At 34.4% G+C, this 15,366-nt stretch carries 15 protein-coding genes and 1 other annotated feature; all 15 genes read right to left on the minus strand.

Features of this window, described 5'->3' with window-relative positions; all coding sequences use genetic code 11:
- On the minus strand, positions 1-302 hold a 302-nt coding region (locus tag T514_RS25295; RefSeq protein ID WP_034869942.1), incomplete at its 3' end, for a GTP-binding protein.
- A gap of 35 nt (positions 303-337) precedes the next feature.
- Positions 338-2,401, minus strand: a complete 2,064-nt coding sequence (gene fusA, locus T514_RS0121575; RefSeq protein ID WP_027626613.1) for an elongation factor G — start codon at positions 2,399-2,401, stop codon at positions 338-340.
- A 103-nt stretch (positions 2,402-2,504) separates the two neighbouring features.
- Positions 2,505-2,975: a 30S ribosomal protein S7 gene (gene rpsG, locus T514_RS0121580; RefSeq protein ID WP_027626614.1), complete on the minus strand. Its 471-nt coding sequence runs from the start codon at positions 2,973-2,975 to the stop codon at positions 2,505-2,507.
- A 155-nt stretch (positions 2,976-3,130) separates the two neighbouring features.
- Positions 3,131-3,508, minus strand: a complete 378-nt coding sequence (rpsL, locus tag T514_RS0121585; protein ID WP_027626615.1) for a 30S ribosomal protein S12 — start codon at positions 3,506-3,508, stop codon at positions 3,131-3,133.
- 54 nt (positions 3,509-3,562) lie between these two features.
- A complete protein-coding gene (locus tag T514_RS0121590) occupies positions 3,563-3,805 on the minus strand; it encodes a ribosomal L7Ae/L30e/S12e/Gadd45 family protein (protein WP_027626616.1) in 243 nt (80 codons plus the stop codon).
- Positions 3,806-3,915: 110 nt separating this feature from the next.
- Positions 3,916-7,473 (minus strand): DNA-directed RNA polymerase subunit beta', encoded by a 3,558-nt coding sequence (gene rpoC, locus T514_RS0121595; protein ID WP_027626617.1) that lies wholly within the window; start codon positions 7,471-7,473, stop codon positions 3,916-3,918.
- Positions 7,474-7,493: 20 nt separating this feature from the next.
- Positions 7,494-11,198 (minus strand): DNA-directed RNA polymerase subunit beta, encoded by a 3,705-nt coding sequence (gene rpoB / locus T514_RS0121600; protein ID WP_027626618.1) that lies wholly within the window; start codon positions 11,196-11,198, stop codon positions 7,494-7,496.
- A 292-nt stretch (positions 11,199-11,490) separates the two neighbouring features.
- Positions 11,491-11,859, minus strand: coding sequence for a 50S ribosomal protein L7/L12 (rplL, locus tag T514_RS0121605; RefSeq protein ID WP_027626619.1), 369 nt, complete (start codon positions 11,857-11,859; stop codon positions 11,491-11,493).
- A gap of 30 nt (positions 11,860-11,889) precedes the next feature.
- Positions 11,890-12,390, minus strand: coding sequence for a 50S ribosomal protein L10 (rplJ, locus tag T514_RS0121610; protein WP_027626620.1), 501 nt, complete (start codon positions 12,388-12,390; stop codon positions 11,890-11,892).
- A gap of 39 nt (positions 12,391-12,429) precedes the next feature.
- Positions 12,430-12,562 (minus strand) — a sequence feature (ribosomal protein L10 leader region).
- 38 nt (positions 12,563-12,600) lie between these two features.
- The gene (gene rplA / locus T514_RS0121615) at positions 12,601-13,290 is read right to left on the minus strand and encodes a 50S ribosomal protein L1 (RefSeq protein ID WP_027626621.1); all 690 of its coding nucleotides are present in this window, start codon (positions 13,288-13,290) and stop codon (positions 12,601-12,603) included.
- Positions 13,291-13,348: 58 nt separating this feature from the next.
- On the minus strand, positions 13,349-13,774 hold the full coding sequence (gene rplK, locus T514_RS0121620) for a 50S ribosomal protein L11 (protein WP_027626622.1): 426 nt from the start codon (positions 13,772-13,774) through the stop codon (positions 13,349-13,351).
- A 74-nt stretch (positions 13,775-13,848) separates the two neighbouring features.
- On the minus strand, positions 13,849-14,370 hold the full coding sequence (gene nusG / locus T514_RS0121625) for a transcription termination/antitermination protein NusG (protein WP_027626623.1): 522 nt from the start codon (positions 14,368-14,370) through the stop codon (positions 13,849-13,851).
- A 48-nt stretch (positions 14,371-14,418) separates the two neighbouring features.
- On the minus strand, positions 14,419-14,649 hold the full coding sequence (gene secE, locus T514_RS0121630) for a preprotein translocase subunit SecE (protein ID WP_027626624.1): 231 nt from the start codon (positions 14,647-14,649) through the stop codon (positions 14,419-14,421).
- A gap of 40 nt (positions 14,650-14,689) precedes the next feature.
- On the minus strand, positions 14,690-14,839 hold the full coding sequence (gene rpmG / locus T514_RS0121635) for a 50S ribosomal protein L33 (protein WP_027626625.1): 150 nt from the start codon (positions 14,837-14,839) through the stop codon (positions 14,690-14,692).
- A 194-nt stretch (positions 14,840-15,033) separates the two neighbouring features.
- The coding region (locus T514_RS25300; RefSeq protein WP_034869946.1) for an EF-Tu C-terminal domain-related protein at positions 15,034-15,366 on the minus strand (333 nt) is incomplete at its 5' end.

Here is a 15,366-nt window from a genome sequence, read left to right on the forward strand (position 1 = left end):
CCATCCATCTGTGCTGCTCCTGTTATCATGTTCTTTACATAGTCAGCGTGTCCTGGACAGTCTACGTGTGCATAGTGTCTGTTGTCTGTCTGGTATTCTACGTGTGATGTATTGATTGTGATTCCTCTTTCTTTTTCTTCTGGTGCCTTATCTATTTGGTCATATTTGAATGCTTCTGCAAATCCCTTGTTTGCTAATACTGTTGTTATTGCTGCTGTTAATGTTGTCTTACCGTGGTCTACGTGTCCTATTGTTCCTATATTTACGTGTGGTTTACTTCTTTCAAATTTTTCCTTTGACATTGTTTGTTTCCTCCTTTATTTACAAGCATATTATATTATTTATTACCTATGATTTGTTCCTGAATGCTCTTTGGAACTTCTTCATAGTGATCAAATTCCATTGAGTAAACTCCTCTACCCTGAGTTCTTGATCTTAATACAGTTGCATAACCGAACATTTCTGAAAGTGGAACAAATGATCTAATAACCTGAGCTCCTGATTGAGCTTCCATTCCTTCAATTCTTCCTCTTCTTGAGTTGATGTCACCCATAACATCTCCCATGTACTCTTCTGGTACAGTTACTTCAACTTTCATCATTGGCTCAAGTAATACTGGGTCTGCTTTAGCCATCGCATTCTTGAATGCCATGGAACCAGCAATTTTGAAGGCCATTTCAGATGAGTCAACATCATGGTATGATCCATCAAACAACTTAACTTTAAAGTTTATAACTGGGTATCCAGCAATTACACCACTATCAGAAGCTTCTCTTATACCATTATCGATTGGAGCAATGTATTCTCTTGGAATAGATCCTCCAACTATAGCATTTTCAAATTCATAGTCACCTTCTGTTGGCATCATTTCAATCCAACAGTGACCATACTGTCCACGTCCACCTGACTGTCTTACAAACTTACCTTCAGCTTTAACAGCTTTTCTAATAGTTTCTTTGTAAGCAACCTGTGGTGCACCTACGTTACATTCTACTTTAAATTCTCTTGTAAGTCTATCAACTATTATTTCAAGATGAAGTTCTCCCATACCTGCTATAATAGTCTGACCAGTTTCTTGGTTTGTATAAGTTTTAAATGTTGGGTCTTCTTCAGCTAATTTTGCTAACGCAATACCCATCTTTTCTTGACCAGCTTTTGTCTTAGGCTCTATTGCTATATGAATAACTGGTTCTGGGAATTCCATTTTTTCAAGTATTACTGGTTCCTTTTCATCACAAAGAGTATCTCCTGTAGTTGTATCCTTCAATCCAACAACTGCACCTAAGTCTCCTGCATATAATTCTTCAACTTCTTGTCTGTGATTAGCATGCATTTTAACTAATCTTCCTATTCTTTCTCTCTTACCTTTTGAAGAGTTATACACATATGTACCATTCTTTACTATTCCTGAGTAAACTCTTACGAAAGCTAACTTACCTATAAATGGATCAGTTGCTATCTTAAATGCTAATGTTGCCATTGGTTCATCATCAGAAGTGTGTCTTGCCATTTCTTCTCCAGTTTCAGGATGTGTACCTTTTATTGCTGGAATATCTAATGGTGATGGCATATATTTAACTATAGCATCTATCATTGGCTGAACACCTTTGTTTTTATATGAAGAACCACAAATAACAGGAACTATTTTGTTAGCTATAACACCTTTTCTTAATGCTACTTCCATTTCCTCTATTGTTATTTCTTCACCTTCAAGGTATTTCATCATTAATTCTTCATCTAATTCAACTATAGCTTCTATCATAGCAGCTCTGTATTCTTCTACTAAATCCTTCATATCTTCAGGGATTTCTGCTGCTCCCATAGTTTTTCCTAAGTCATCTGTATATATAACTGCTTCGTTTCTTATTAAGTCTACGAATCCTTTAAATGCATCTTCTTTTCCTATTGGTAATTGAATTGGAACTGCATTAGCATGAAGTCTTTCTCTCATCATGTTAACAACTCTAAAGAAGTCTGCTCCCATGATATCCATTTTATTTACATAAGCCATTCTTGGAACCTTATATTTATCTGCCTGTCTCCATACTGTCTCAGTCTGTGGTTCAACTCCGCCTTTTGCTGTTAATACTGTAACTGCACCATCAAGTACTCTTAAGGATCTTTCAACTTCTACTGTGAAGTCTACGTGTCCTGGTGTGTCTATGATGTTAATTACATGATCTTTCCACATACAAGTTGTTGCTGCAGAAGTTATTGTTATACCTCTTTCCTGTTCCTGAACCATCCAGTCCATTGTAGCAGCACCTTCATGAACTTCTCCTATTTTATGAGTTTTACCTGTGTAGAATAGAATACGTTCTGTTGTTGTTGTTTTACCTGCGTCTATATGTGCCATTATTCCTATATTACGAAACTTCTCTAATGGGTATTCTCTTGCCACTTTTGTTTCCTCCTCTCGAACTATAAATATATTTCGTTTTATAAAGTAAATTTAAATTTGTAAAAACTGTTTTGACAAAAAAATGCCAAAACAGTTTTTAATATTAATATCTGTAATGAGCGAAAGCTTTGTTTGCTTCTGCCATTTTATGAGTATCTTCTCTTTTCTTAACAGCTGCTCCTGTATTATTAGCTGCATCCATAAGTTCTCCAGCAAGTCTTTCTCTCATGTATTTTTCGCCTCTTTTTCTTGCTGCATCAAGCATCCATCTAATACCTAGAGTCTGTCTTCTTTCTGGTCTTACTTCAATTGGAACCTGATATGTAGCACCACCAATTCTTCTTGCTTTTACTTCAAGTAATGGCATTACGTTGTTCATTGCTGTTTCAAATACTTCCATTGAATCTTTACCAGTTTTATTAGCTATAATTTCAAACGCATCGTAGCAAATTTGCTGAGCTACACCTCTTTTACCGTCTATCATTATGCTGTTTATAAATTTAGTTACAACTTTGCTATTGTACATTGGATCTGGTAATACATCTCTTTTTGCTATATGTCCTTTTCTTGGCACTTTTCTTCCCTCCTTAATAAATTGTTTTAAGTTCATCGGTACTCGATTAAAAAATTTTTAACCGCAAAGCGCTTTGTACTTCTGCAAATTATTTATAAAATAATTAATATATATATATAAATGCCGAAGACACAGCACCATTTTAATTAATAAACTTATTTTTGTTTTGGTTTTTTCGCACCATATTTTGATCTGGATTGCATTCTGTTAGCTACTCCAGCTGAGTCTAGTGCACCTCTTACAATGTGGTATCTAACACCAGGAAGGTCTTTTACTCTTCCTCCTCTTATAAGAACAACACTGTGCTCCTGTAAGTTGTGTCCTACACCTGGAATGTACGCACTTACTTCATAACCATTTGTAAGTCTAACTCTGGCAATTTTTCTTAACGCTGAGTTTGGCTTCTTTGGTGTAGTAGTTTTAACTACTGTACATACTCCTCTTTTCTGAGGGCATTGTTTTAATGCTGGTGCTGTTGACTGTGCTTTTACTGTCTTTCTACCTTTTCTTACTAATTGGCTTATAGTTGGCATATTTACACCTCCTCGATAAATTTTATATCTATTAATTAAATATTAGTTATAAGCTTAATCATTTAATATTGCAGCGGTTGCTGCTCCAACATCTATTCCACAAAGTTTTCCTAGTTCTTTCATATTGTTTACATATACTATATGAAGGGAATTTTCCTCCGCAGCACTCTTTATTTGGTCAAATATCTTTTTGTCAGCATCCTTAGCTATATATACTGCTTTTACGCTGTTACTTTTTATAGCCTTCAAAGATTGCTTAAAACCGACAACCTTTTTCCCACTAAGTCTGTCGATCATATTTGTTCCCCCCTAAAACTTTATGTTATGGAGACAAAGTTAGAAACTCTGTCTCCCTTTTAAAACACACAGAAGTATTTTATCACCTTAAAACTATCCTGTCAACAAATTTAAACTTCTATTTCGCTTGTTAAATTTGTAATTTCTTTATCTTCATCTTTTAATTCTTCATCTTTTTCTGTATTAAGTCTTATTGATCTATATCTTGTCATTCCTGTACCAGCTGGGATTAACTTACCAATTATTACATTTTCTTTTAATCCTAATAATGGATCTATTTTTCCCTTAATAGCTGCATCTGTTAATACTCTAGTTGTTTCCTGGAAGGATGCTGCTGATAAGAATGAGTCAGTTGCTAAGGCTGCTTTTGTAATACCTAGTAAGGCAATTCTTCCTCTAGCTGGTTCTCCACCCATAGCTTCTGCTTTTTCATTTTCTTCTTCAAAATCAAATATATCAATCATAGTACCTGGTAATAATTCAGTATCACCAGATTCTTCTATTTTAACTTTTCTTGTCATTTGTCTTACTACTACTTCAAGATGTTTATCATTTATATCAACACCTTGTAGTCTATAAACTTTTTGTACTTCTGATAGAAGGTAATTCTTAACACCCTTTACACCTTTGATTCTTATGATATCATGAGGATTTACTGATCCTTCAGTGATTTCATCACCAGCGTTAATTATATCTCCATTTGATACTTTAAGTCTTGAACCAAATGGAATATCATAACTTACTTCTTCTCCAGAATCACCTGTAACTACTACTGTTCTCTTTTTCTTAGTATCTTCCATTCTTACAGTACCTGATATTTCAGTAACTATAGCTAATCCTTTTGGCTTTCTTGCTTCAAATAACTCCTCAACTCTTGGAAGACCTTGAGTTATATCTGATCCTGCAACACCACCAGTATGGAATGTTCTCATTGTAAGCTGTGTACCAGGTTCTCCTATACTCTGTGCTGCTGTAATTCCTACTGACTCACCAATATTAATTTTTTCTGCTGTAGCCATATTCATTCCATAACACTTAGAACATACTCCATGCTTAGATTTACATGTAAATACTGATCTAATTTTAACTTTTTTAACACCTGCAGCTTCAATATTGTCTGCTGTCTTAGAATCTATATATTGATCTCTTGGAATTATAAGTTCTCCAGTAGTTGGATCTATTATATCCTCTGCAGAATATCTACCATGAAGTCTTTCAGATAAAGGTTCTATTATTTCATTTCCTTCCCTTATTTCTGAAACTTCAAAGCCTTCTTTTGATCCACAATCTTCTTCCCTTACTATAACATCCTGGCTTACATCAACAAGTCTTCTTGTTAAGTAACCTGAGTCTGCAGTTTTTAATGCCGTATCCGCATTACCCTTTCTAGCACCGTGTGTAGAGATAAAGTACTCTAATACGTCTAGACCTTCTCTAAATGAAGCTCTTATTGGTAATTCAAGGATCTTACCAGATGGATTTGCCATAAGTCCTCTCATACCTGCAAGCTGCTTAATCTGGCTCTTAGAACCTCTGGCTCCTGAATCTGCCATCATGAATATTGGATTGAATTTATCAAGATTATTCATTAGTGCATCTGCTATTTGATCTGTAGTTTTAGTCCATTTTTCTATAACTCTTTCATATCTTTCATCTTCTGATATAAAGCCTCTTCTATACATCTTTTCAATCTTATTAACTGCTTCATCAGCTTCAGCCAATAATTTTTTCTTAGCCTCTGGCACAACCATATCAGAAGTTGATACAGTTATAGCTCCTATAGTAGAGTAATGGTATCCCTTAGCTTTTATCTTATCCAACATTACAGATGTCTTTGTAGGACCATGTTTCATATAGCATTTATTGATTATTTTTCCCAAGGCTGATTTATTTACCAAAAAATCTACTTCCAATTTGAATTCATTTTCTGGCTTACTTCTATCTATAAATCCTAAATCCTGAGGAATTGATTCATTAAACATTATTTTACCAGGAGTAGTTTCTATTATTCCAGAAACAATCTCCCCATCTTTTTCTTTCATCATTCTTACTTTTATCTTAGCATGTATATCAATGTCACCTGTTTCATAAGCCATTATAACTTCTTCAGCATCTGAGAAGACTCTTCCTTCTCCACTAACTCCATCTTTATCAATAGTTAGATAATATGATCCAAGTACCATATCCTGAGTTGGAACGACTACTGGCTTACCATCTGAAGGTTTTAATATATTATGTGCAGCAAGCATTAAGAATCTAGCCTCTGCTTGAGCCTCCACAGATAGGGGTACGTGTACTGCCATCTGGTCTCCATCAAAGTCAGCATTATATGCTGTACATGCTAAAGGATGTAATTTTATAGCTCTTCCTTCCACTAGCACTGGCTGGAATGCCTGAATTCCTAGTCTATGTAAAGTAGGAGCACGATTTAATAATACTGGATGATCAGATATAACTTCTTCTAATACATCCCATACTTGTGGCTGAACTCTTTCAACCATTCTCTTAGCACTCTTAATATTGTGAGCTAAACCACCTTCTACTAATTTCTTCATAACAAAAGGCTTAAATAGTTCTAGCGCCATTTCTTTAGGCAGACCACATTGATACATCTTAAGTTCAGGTCCAACAACTATAACAGAACGTCCTGAATAGTCAACACGCTTTCCAAGTAAGTTCTGTCTAAATCTTCCCTGCTTACCTTTTAACATATCAGATAACGATTTTAAAGGTCTATTACCAGGTCCTGTAACTGGCCTTCCCCTTCTGCCATTATCTATTAACGCATCCACTGCTTCCTGTAGCATTCTTTTTTCATTTCTTACTATTATATCTGGTGCACCTAAATCTAATAACTTCTTCAATCTATTATTTCTGTTAATAACTCTTCTATATAAGTCATTTAAATCTGAAGTAGCAAATCTTCCTCCATCAAGCTGAACCATAGGTCTTAAATCTGGTGGAATAACAGGTATAACATCAATAATCATCCAATCTGGTCTATTTCCAGACTTTCTGAAAGATTCTACTACCTCAAGCCTTCTTATAATTCTAACTTTCTTCTGTCCTGTACTAGTCTTTAATCCTTCTTTTAATTCTTTTGATAAGCGCTCTAAATCTATATCTTCTAATAATCTCTTTATAGACTCAGCACCCATTCCTGCTGAGAAACTATCTTCACCATATTTATCTATAGCTTCTCTATACTCTTTTTCATTTAACAATTGTTTTTTTAATAGCTGAGTCTCTTTAGGATCAAGTACTATATAAGAAGCAAAGTATAATACTTTCTCTAAAGATCTTGGAGACATATCAAGTATAAGTCCCATACGTGATGGAATACCTTTAAAGTACCAAATGTGGGATACAGGGGCAGCTAATTCAATGTGCCCCATTCTTTCACGTCTTACCTTTGATTTTGTAACTTCAACTCCACATCTATCACAAACTATACCCTTATATCTAACTCTTTTATATTTTCCACAGTGACATTCCCAATCTTTTGTAGGTCCAAATATTCTTTCACAAAACAATCCGTCCCTTTCAGGTTTTAATGTCCTGTAGTTTATGGTCTCGGGTTTTTTAACCTCACCTCTTGACCATTCTCTAATTTGTTCTGGTGAAGCCAATCCTATTTGTAAAGCATCAAAATTATTTAATTCAAACAAGGGTTCATCCTCCCTTCAAATTAGTGTTCATCATTGAAATCATCAAGTTCAAGCTCACTTTGGAACTCATCTAATGGTAAATCATCATAATCTAACTCTTCATCATTTAATTCATTTTTTTCTTCATCTTCAACATAATCATCAGATGGAGTAGGTGGAACATATTCTTCTGTTCCCTCAATATTTACATCTAATTCTTCTAATTCATCTTCTACAGATTCTTTAAGTTTTATTTCCTGTTTATCATCATTTAATACTTTTACATCAAGACAAAGTGCTTGTAATTCCTTAATTAATACCTTAAAGGATTCTGGAACTCCTGGTTCTGGTATGTTTTCTCCTTTAACGATAGCTTCATAAGTCTTAACTCTACCAACCACATCGTCTGACTTAACTGTAAGTATTTCCTGTAAAGTATGTGCTGCTCCATAAGCTTCTAGAGCCCAAACTTCCATTTCTCCAAATCTCTGACCACCAAACTGTGCCTTACCACCTAGTGGCTGTTGAGTAACTAATGAGTATGGTCCTGTAGATCTTGCGTGAATCTTATCATCAACTAAGTGAGCAAGCTTCAATATATACATATATCCTACAGTTACTCTGTTATCAAAAGGCTCTCCTGTTCTTCCATCATATAGTACAGTCTTTCCATCATTATCATATCCTGCTTCTTTTAAGCATTCAACTATTTCTGGTTCAGTAGCACCATCAAATACTGGAGTAGCAATATGCCATCCTAATTTAGAAGATGCTAAACCTAAATGTACTTCAAGAACCTGACCTATATTCATACGAGATGGAACTCCTAGAGGATTTAAGCATATTTGAAGAGGTCTTCCATCTGGTAAGAACGGCATATCTTCTTCTGGTAATACTCTTGAAATAACACCCTTATTACCATGTCTTCCTGCCATCTTATCTCCAACGGATATCTTTCTCTTTTGAGCTATATAACATCTTACTAACTTATTAACCCCTGGTGGTAATTCATCACCATTTTCTCTTGTGAATATTTTAACGTCTACTATTATTCCTGCTTCACCATGAGGAACTCTAAGAGATGTATCTCTAACTTCTCTTGCTTTTTCACCAAAGATAGCTCTTAATAATCTCTCTTCAGCAGTAAGTTCAGTTTCCCCCTTTGGAGTAACTTTTCCAACTAGTATATCGCCTGACCTTACCTCTGCTCCAATTCGAATAATTCCTCTTTCATCTATATCTTTTAAAGCATCTTCTCCTACATTTGGAATATCCCTTGTTATTTCTTCTGGTCCTAACTTAGTATCCCTTGCTTCTGCTTCATATTCTTCTATATGGATAGATGTAAATACATCTTCTCTAACAAGTTCTTCAGATATAAGCATAGCATCCTCGTAGTTATATCCTTCCCAAGTTATAAAACCAATTCTTATATTCTTACCTAATGCTATTTCTCCTAAGTCTGTTGAAGGACCATCTGATAATACTGTTCCTTTTTCAACTCTTTCACCCTTAGAAACAATAGGTCTTTGATTAATACATGTACCTTGGTTTGATCTCTTAAATTTAAGAAGTCTATAAGTATCTATACCACCATCTGAATCTCTCTTAACTCTAACCTCATTAGCACTAACATATGCAACTGTTCCTGCGTTCTTTGCTTTAGGAAGAACTCCTGAATCAACTGCTGCTTTATACTCTATACCAGTACCTACAATTGGTGCCTGAGGTTTTAGAAGAGGTACTGCTTGACGTTGCATGTTTGATCCCATAAGAGCACGGCTGGCGTCGTCATTTTCAAGGAATGGTATCATAGCTGTTGCAACAGAAACTATCTGTCTTGGTGATACGTCCATGAAATCAACTTCATCCTTTGGTACTACAAGAACATCTTCCTTATCTCTTACGGTAATTTTTTCATCTACAAAGCAACCCTCTTCATTAAGAGGTTCATTAGCCTGTGCAATTAAATATTGATCCTCTTCATCAGCAGTCATATAAACAATCTCTTTTGTTACTCTGCCTTCTTTTTTATCAACTTTTCTGTATGGTGCCTCTATAAATCCATACTCATTAACTCTTGCATAAGTTGCAAGTGAGTTAATAAGACCTATGTTTGGTCCTTCTGGCGTTTCTATTGGGCACATTCTTCCATAATGAGAATGATGAACGTCTCTTACTTCGAAACCAGCTCTTTCTCTTGAAAGTCCACCTGGTCCTAAAGCTGACAATCTTCTCTTATGGGTTAACTCAGATAATGGATTAGTCTGATCCATGAACTGAGAAAGCTGAGAACTACCAAAGAACTCTTTAATAGAAGCTGCTACAGGTCTTATATTTATTAAAGCCTGCGGAGTTATTGAATCTTGATCCTGGATAGTCATTCTTTCTTTTACTACTCTTTCCATTCTAGAAAGACCTATTCTAAACTGATTTTGTAATAACTCTCCTACTGATCTTAGTCTTCTATTACCTAAGTGATCAATATCATCTGTATATCCTATATCATAAGGTAATCCTAATTCATAGCTTATAGTCGCATACATATCGTCTCTTATTATATGTTTTGGTATTAATTCATGAATGTTTTTCTTAATTTGTTCTTTAATACTTGACTCATCACTATAATTGTCAAGTATTGCCTTTAGTGTAGGATAATGAACTAGTTCCTTTATATTTAAATCATCTATATTAAACTCAATAAATTTATGTATATCAACAAAATTATTTCCGATAACTCTAACTATTTTATCATCTACTTGAATGTCAACTACATTTACTCCACTATTTTGTATTTCTATAGCTTTATCTCTGTCGATTTTTTCGCCTTTTTGAACCAATATTTCTCCAGTCTGTGGATTTACTATATCTTCAGCCGCTATTTGATTAGCTATTCTTAAATGTAAAGCTAACTTCTTATTAAACTTATATCTTCCAACTCTTGATAAATCATATCTTTTAGCATCGAAAAATAAAGATTCAATAAGAGCAATAGCACTATCCACAGTAGGTGGTTCACCTGGTCTTAATCTCTTATATATTTCAAGTAAAGCTTCTTCCTTTGTTTTTGTATTATCTTTTTCTATTGTGGCTTTTAATCTTTCATCTTCTCCAAAAACATCTATAACTTCTGCATCTGTTCCATATCCTAATGCTCTTATAAGAATAGAAATTGGAAGTTTTCTTGTTTTATCTATTCTTACATAAATAACATCATTAGAATCTGTTTCATATTCAAGCCAAGCTCCTCTATTAGGTATAACAGTAGAAGAAAATAGAGGTTTTCCTGTTTTATCAAGAGCCACATCATAATAAACTCCTGGTGATCTAACAAGCTGACTTACAATTACTCTTTCTGCACCATTAATAATGAAAGTTCCCTGTTCTGTCATAAGAGGGAAATCTCCCATGAACACTTCCTGTTCTTTTACTTCTCCTGTTTCCTTATTAATAAGTCTAACACTTACTTTTAAAGGCGCTGCATAAGTAGCATCTCTTTCTTTGCATTCTTCTACAGAGTATTTGATATTATCCATATCAAGTTTATAACCTACAAATTCTAAATTAAGGTTCCCTGTATAATCTTGTATAGGATTAATATCATCGAAGACTTCTTGCAGACCTTCTTTTAAGAACCATTGATAGGAATCCAACTGAACTTCAATTAAGTTAGGCATATCACCAACTTCTTTAAGCTTAGAAAAGCTCATTCTAGTTCTTTTACCAACCTGGACAGGATGTACCATTAACTTTCACCCCTTGCATAAACTAAAAATAACCACAAACACCTTTTTTGGTGTTTCTGGATTAAATACCTAAATTAAATACATTGTATCATAATAGTATAACCGATTTTATGTAATAAATTCATTCTATACAAAATAGAATTTTATTATTATGTGATTTTTATATAATCAATGCAATTTACTATATTATCATAATATGATTGTATTGTCAATAACTAATAATTTAAAATATACTTATTTAAAAAAGAGGCACTTATCAAAAGTACCTCTTTTTATGTCATTTGTATTTAAACTATTTTAATTCTACAGTTGCTCCAACTTCAGCTAATTTAGCTTTCATAGCTTCAGCTTCTTCTTTAGCTACGCCTTCTTTTAATGTCTTAGGAGCTCCATCAACTATTTCTTTAGCTTCCTTTAATCCTAAACCAGTTATCTCTCTAACTGCTTTTATAACTTTGATTTTTTCTGAACCAGCGTTAGCTAATACAACGTCAAATTCAGTTTTTTCTTCAGCAGCTCCTGCTCCTGCTACTGCTCCTCCTGCTACTGCTACTGGTGCAGCTGCGCTTACTCCAAATTCTTCTTCACATGCTTTTACTAATTCGTTTAAGTCTAAAACGCTCATTTCTTTTATAGCCTGAATGATTTCTTCTCTAGTCATTATTAAGCACCTCCAAATTTTCCTATTAAATTAAACTTCTTCAGATTCTTTTTTTTCTTTAATTGCATTCAATAAGTATGCAAGATTTGATAATGGAGCCTTGAAGCTTCCAAGTAATTTTGCAATAAGTACGTCTTTTGGTGGTATTGATGCAAGCTCTTTTGTTTTTGCAGCATCAAAAATTTCACCTTGAACTACCGCACCTACTAATTCAAGTTTCTTATGATTTTTTGCGAAATCATTAAGAACTCTTGCTGGAGCAGTTGGATCTTCATATCCAAATGCTATTGAAACAGGTCCTTCTAATAAGTTTGTTATACCTTCATATCCTAACTCTTTAGCAGCTAAAATACTTAAAGTATTTTTGTATACTTTATATTCCACACCTGCTTCTCTTAAATTCTTTCTTAATTCAGTATCTTCTTCTACTGTTAAGCCTTGATAATGTGATAATACGATACCTTCGGCTTTCTGCATTTTTTCCTTAATTTCAGCTACTTTAGCTTCTTTTATCTGTCTATTCTTATTCACTGTGTGTCCACCTCCTCACAGTTTAAACTGCATATAACTTATATAAAAATTAAAGGTTTCTCCGTAGACATGGAGAAACCAATTATATCTCATTATATATTGGAACCCTCGGTAGGTTGGTTGCCCTTTATGCTTTCGCACCTACTGTCTACGGTATATTTACTTTTTCAACCCTTAAAATAATATCAAAGTTTTAAACTTATGTCAATACTATTCTAATACTTTTGTTGGATTTATTTTTATTCCAGGTCCCATTGTGCTTGAAACAGCTACTGATTTAATATATTGTCCTTTAGCAGCTGCTGGTTTAGCTTTTACTACAGCTTCCATTAATGCATGGAAGTTGTCAGCTAATTTTTCAGCACCAAATGATCCTTTTCCAATTGGAACGTGAACTATAGCAGTTTTATCTACTCTGTACTCAACTTTACCAGCTTTGATATCTGCTAAAGCTTTAGCTACATCAAATGTAACTGTACCTGATTTTGGGTTTGGCATTAATCCCTTAGGTCCTAATACTCTACCTAATCTACCAACTACTCCCATCATATCTGGAGTAGCAACAACTATGTCAAATTCAAACCAGTTTTCTTTCTGGATTTTTTCAACATATTCTTCTGCTCCAACATAATCTGCTCCAGCTGCTTCAGCTTCTTTAGCCTTTTCACCCTTTGCGAATACTAATACTCTAACTGTCTTACCAGTTCCATGAGGAAGTATTACTGCTCCTCTTACTTGCTGGTCTGCATGTCTTGGATCAACTCCAAGTCTTACAGCTAGTTCTATTGTTTCATCAAATTTAGCTTTTGAAGTTTTAACAACTAAATCCATTGCTTCTGCTGGAGTATATAAAGCGTTTTTATCAACTAATTTAGCGCTCTCAATATAATTCTTTCCCATACTAATCCTCCTTTGTGGTTTTAGCGGTTTGTACCTCCCACCTATTTAATGGTAATAACTATTCTTCTACAGTTACACCCATGCTTCTTGCTGTACCAGCTACCATACTCATAGCAGCTTCTACTGATGCAGCGTTTAAGTCTGGCATTTTAGTTTCGGCGATTTGCTTCAACTGTTCTTTAGTTATTTTAGCAACTTTAGTTTTGTTTGGAACACCAGAACCGCTTTCAATTCCAGCTGCTTTCTTTATAAGAACTGCTGCTGGTGGAGTCTTTAGTATAAAACTAAAGGATCTGTCCTGATATACTGTAATTACAACTGGAATTATCAATCCAGCTTGATTAGCTGTCTTAGCATTAAATTCCTTAGTAAATGCCATAATATTTACACCATGTTGACCTAATGCAGGTCCTACTGGTGGTGCTGGAGTTGCTTTTCCTGCAGGAAGTTGAAGTTTGATCATTCCTGTAACTTTTTTAGCCATAATTTACACCTCCTATAATGTGGTAATACGGATAAAAAATCCTCCCACTTAATTAAGGCTTTTCGCCTCTTAAGTTAGTCTAGTTTATCTATCTGATTAAAATCAAGTTCAACAGGAGTTTCCCTGCCAAACATGTTAACAAGAACTTTTACTTTGTGTTTTTCAATATTGATTTCTTGTATAACTGCTGGGAAATTTTCTAGTGGTCCAGAAACCACTTTCACACTTTCTCCAACCTCTATATCTAAATCTACTTTTCCTTCCATAATACCCATAGATGCAACTTCTTCGTCAGTCAATGGAACTGGCTTAGATCCAGGACCAACAAATCCAGTAACACCTCTAGTATTTCTAACTACATACCATGAATCATCTGTCATAACCATCTTCACTAATACATAGCCTGGAAATATCTTTTTCAAAGTTACTTTCTTTTTTCCATCTTTTATTTCAATTTGTTCCTCCATAGGAACTTGAACATCACATATCCAATCATGAAGATTTCTATTCTCTATAGTCTTTTCAAGATTTGCCTTAACCTTATTTTCATAACCGGAGTATGTATGAACTACATACCATCTAGCTCTCTCTGCCATATTTCAAGGGACGGGAATCTTATCTCGACCCCTACCTCCTTTAACTATTTATTTATAGATGATTTTAGATAGCTTATTAAAAATAAAATCTATTCCACCTATAGCTACCATATATATAAGACAAAATGCTAGAACTATACAGGTAGCCTTTTTCACTTCTTCTTTAGAGGCCCAGGTAATTCTTTTAAATTCACCTTTTAGATCTTTAAAAAATCTGATAATTCCACCTTGGTTAGTGGCAACCTTAACTTCTTTTCTTTCTTTTAGATCAGCGCTCATTTCTTCACATCCCTGAATATAATAATGATGCCTCTATGTACTATTTTGTTTCTTTATGAACTGTGTGCTTACGGCAAAATCTACAATATTTTCTCATTTCTAATCTATCTGGATCGTTTTTCTTGTTCTTCATTGTGTCATAATTTCTTTGTTTACATTCAGTACAAGCTAATGTAACCTTCACTCTCATTTTTTTACACCTCCTGGTACTTATCCTGGTATTTATCTAAACGCAGGGAGATACTCTAATTTAATTTTAAGCATTACCTTAATAATTTAACATACTTCATTTTATATGTCAATGTAATTTCTTAAAAGAACCATTGTATTTTTTTAACTTCTAAAAGGACTAGGTCTAGAAACCCAGTCCTAATAAAATAAATACTATTCAACTATAGTAGTAACAACTCCTGAACCAACTGTTCTTCCGCCTTCTCTTATAGCGAATCTTAATCCTTCATCCATTGCGATTGGAGTGATTAATTCAACATCCATATCAATGTGGTCTCCAGGCATTACCATTTCTGTTCCTTCTGGTAATTTGATTGATCCTGTAACGTCTGTTGTTCTGAAGTAGAACTGTGGTCTATATCCGTTAAAGAATGGAGTGTGTCTTCCACCTTCTTCTTTCTTTAATACGTATACCTGACCTACAAATTTCTTGTGTGGGTGTACTGATCCTGGTGCTGCTAATACCTGACCTCTTTCGATGTCATC

Origin of the sequence: Clostridium lundense DSM 17049 (genome assembly GCF_000619945.1) — a bacterium.
Lineage (GTDB): Bacteria > Bacillota > Clostridia > Clostridiales > Clostridiaceae > Clostridium_AO > Clostridium_AO lundense.

Excerpts from the sequence above, each read along its gene's own strand:
- rpsL (WP_027626615.1), bottom strand. The coding sequence starts at position 3,508 with ATGCCAACTATAAGCCAATTAGTAAGAAAAGGTAGAAAGACAGTAAAA.
- T514_RS0121590 (WP_027626616.1), bottom strand. The coding sequence starts at position 3,805 with ATGATCGACAGACTTAGTGGGAAAAAGGTTGTCGGTTTTAAGCAATCT.
- rpoB (WP_027626618.1), bottom strand. The coding sequence starts at position 11,198 with ATGGTACATCCTGTCCAGGTTGGTAAAAGAACTAGAATGAGCTTTTCT.
- rplL (WP_027626619.1), bottom strand. The coding sequence starts at position 11,859 with ATGACTAGAGAAGAAATCATTCAGGCTATAAAAGAAATGAGCGTTTTA.
- rplA (WP_027626621.1), bottom strand. The coding sequence starts at position 13,290 with ATGGGAAAGAATTATATTGAGAGCGCTAAATTAGTTGATAAAAACGCT.
- rplK (WP_027626622.1), bottom strand. The coding sequence starts at position 13,774 with ATGGCTAAAAAAGTTACAGGAATGATCAAACTTCAACTTCCTGCAGGA.
- nusG (WP_027626623.1), bottom strand. The coding sequence starts at position 14,370 with ATGGCAGAGAGAGCTAGATGGTATGTAGTTCATACATACTCCGGTTAT.
- secE (WP_027626624.1), bottom strand. The coding sequence starts at position 14,649 with ATGAGCGCTGATCTAAAAGAAAGAAAAGAAGTTAAGGTTGCCACTAAC.
- rpmG (WP_027626625.1), bottom strand. The coding sequence starts at position 14,839 with ATGAGAGTGAAGGTTACATTAGCTTGTACTGAATGTAAACAAAGAAAT.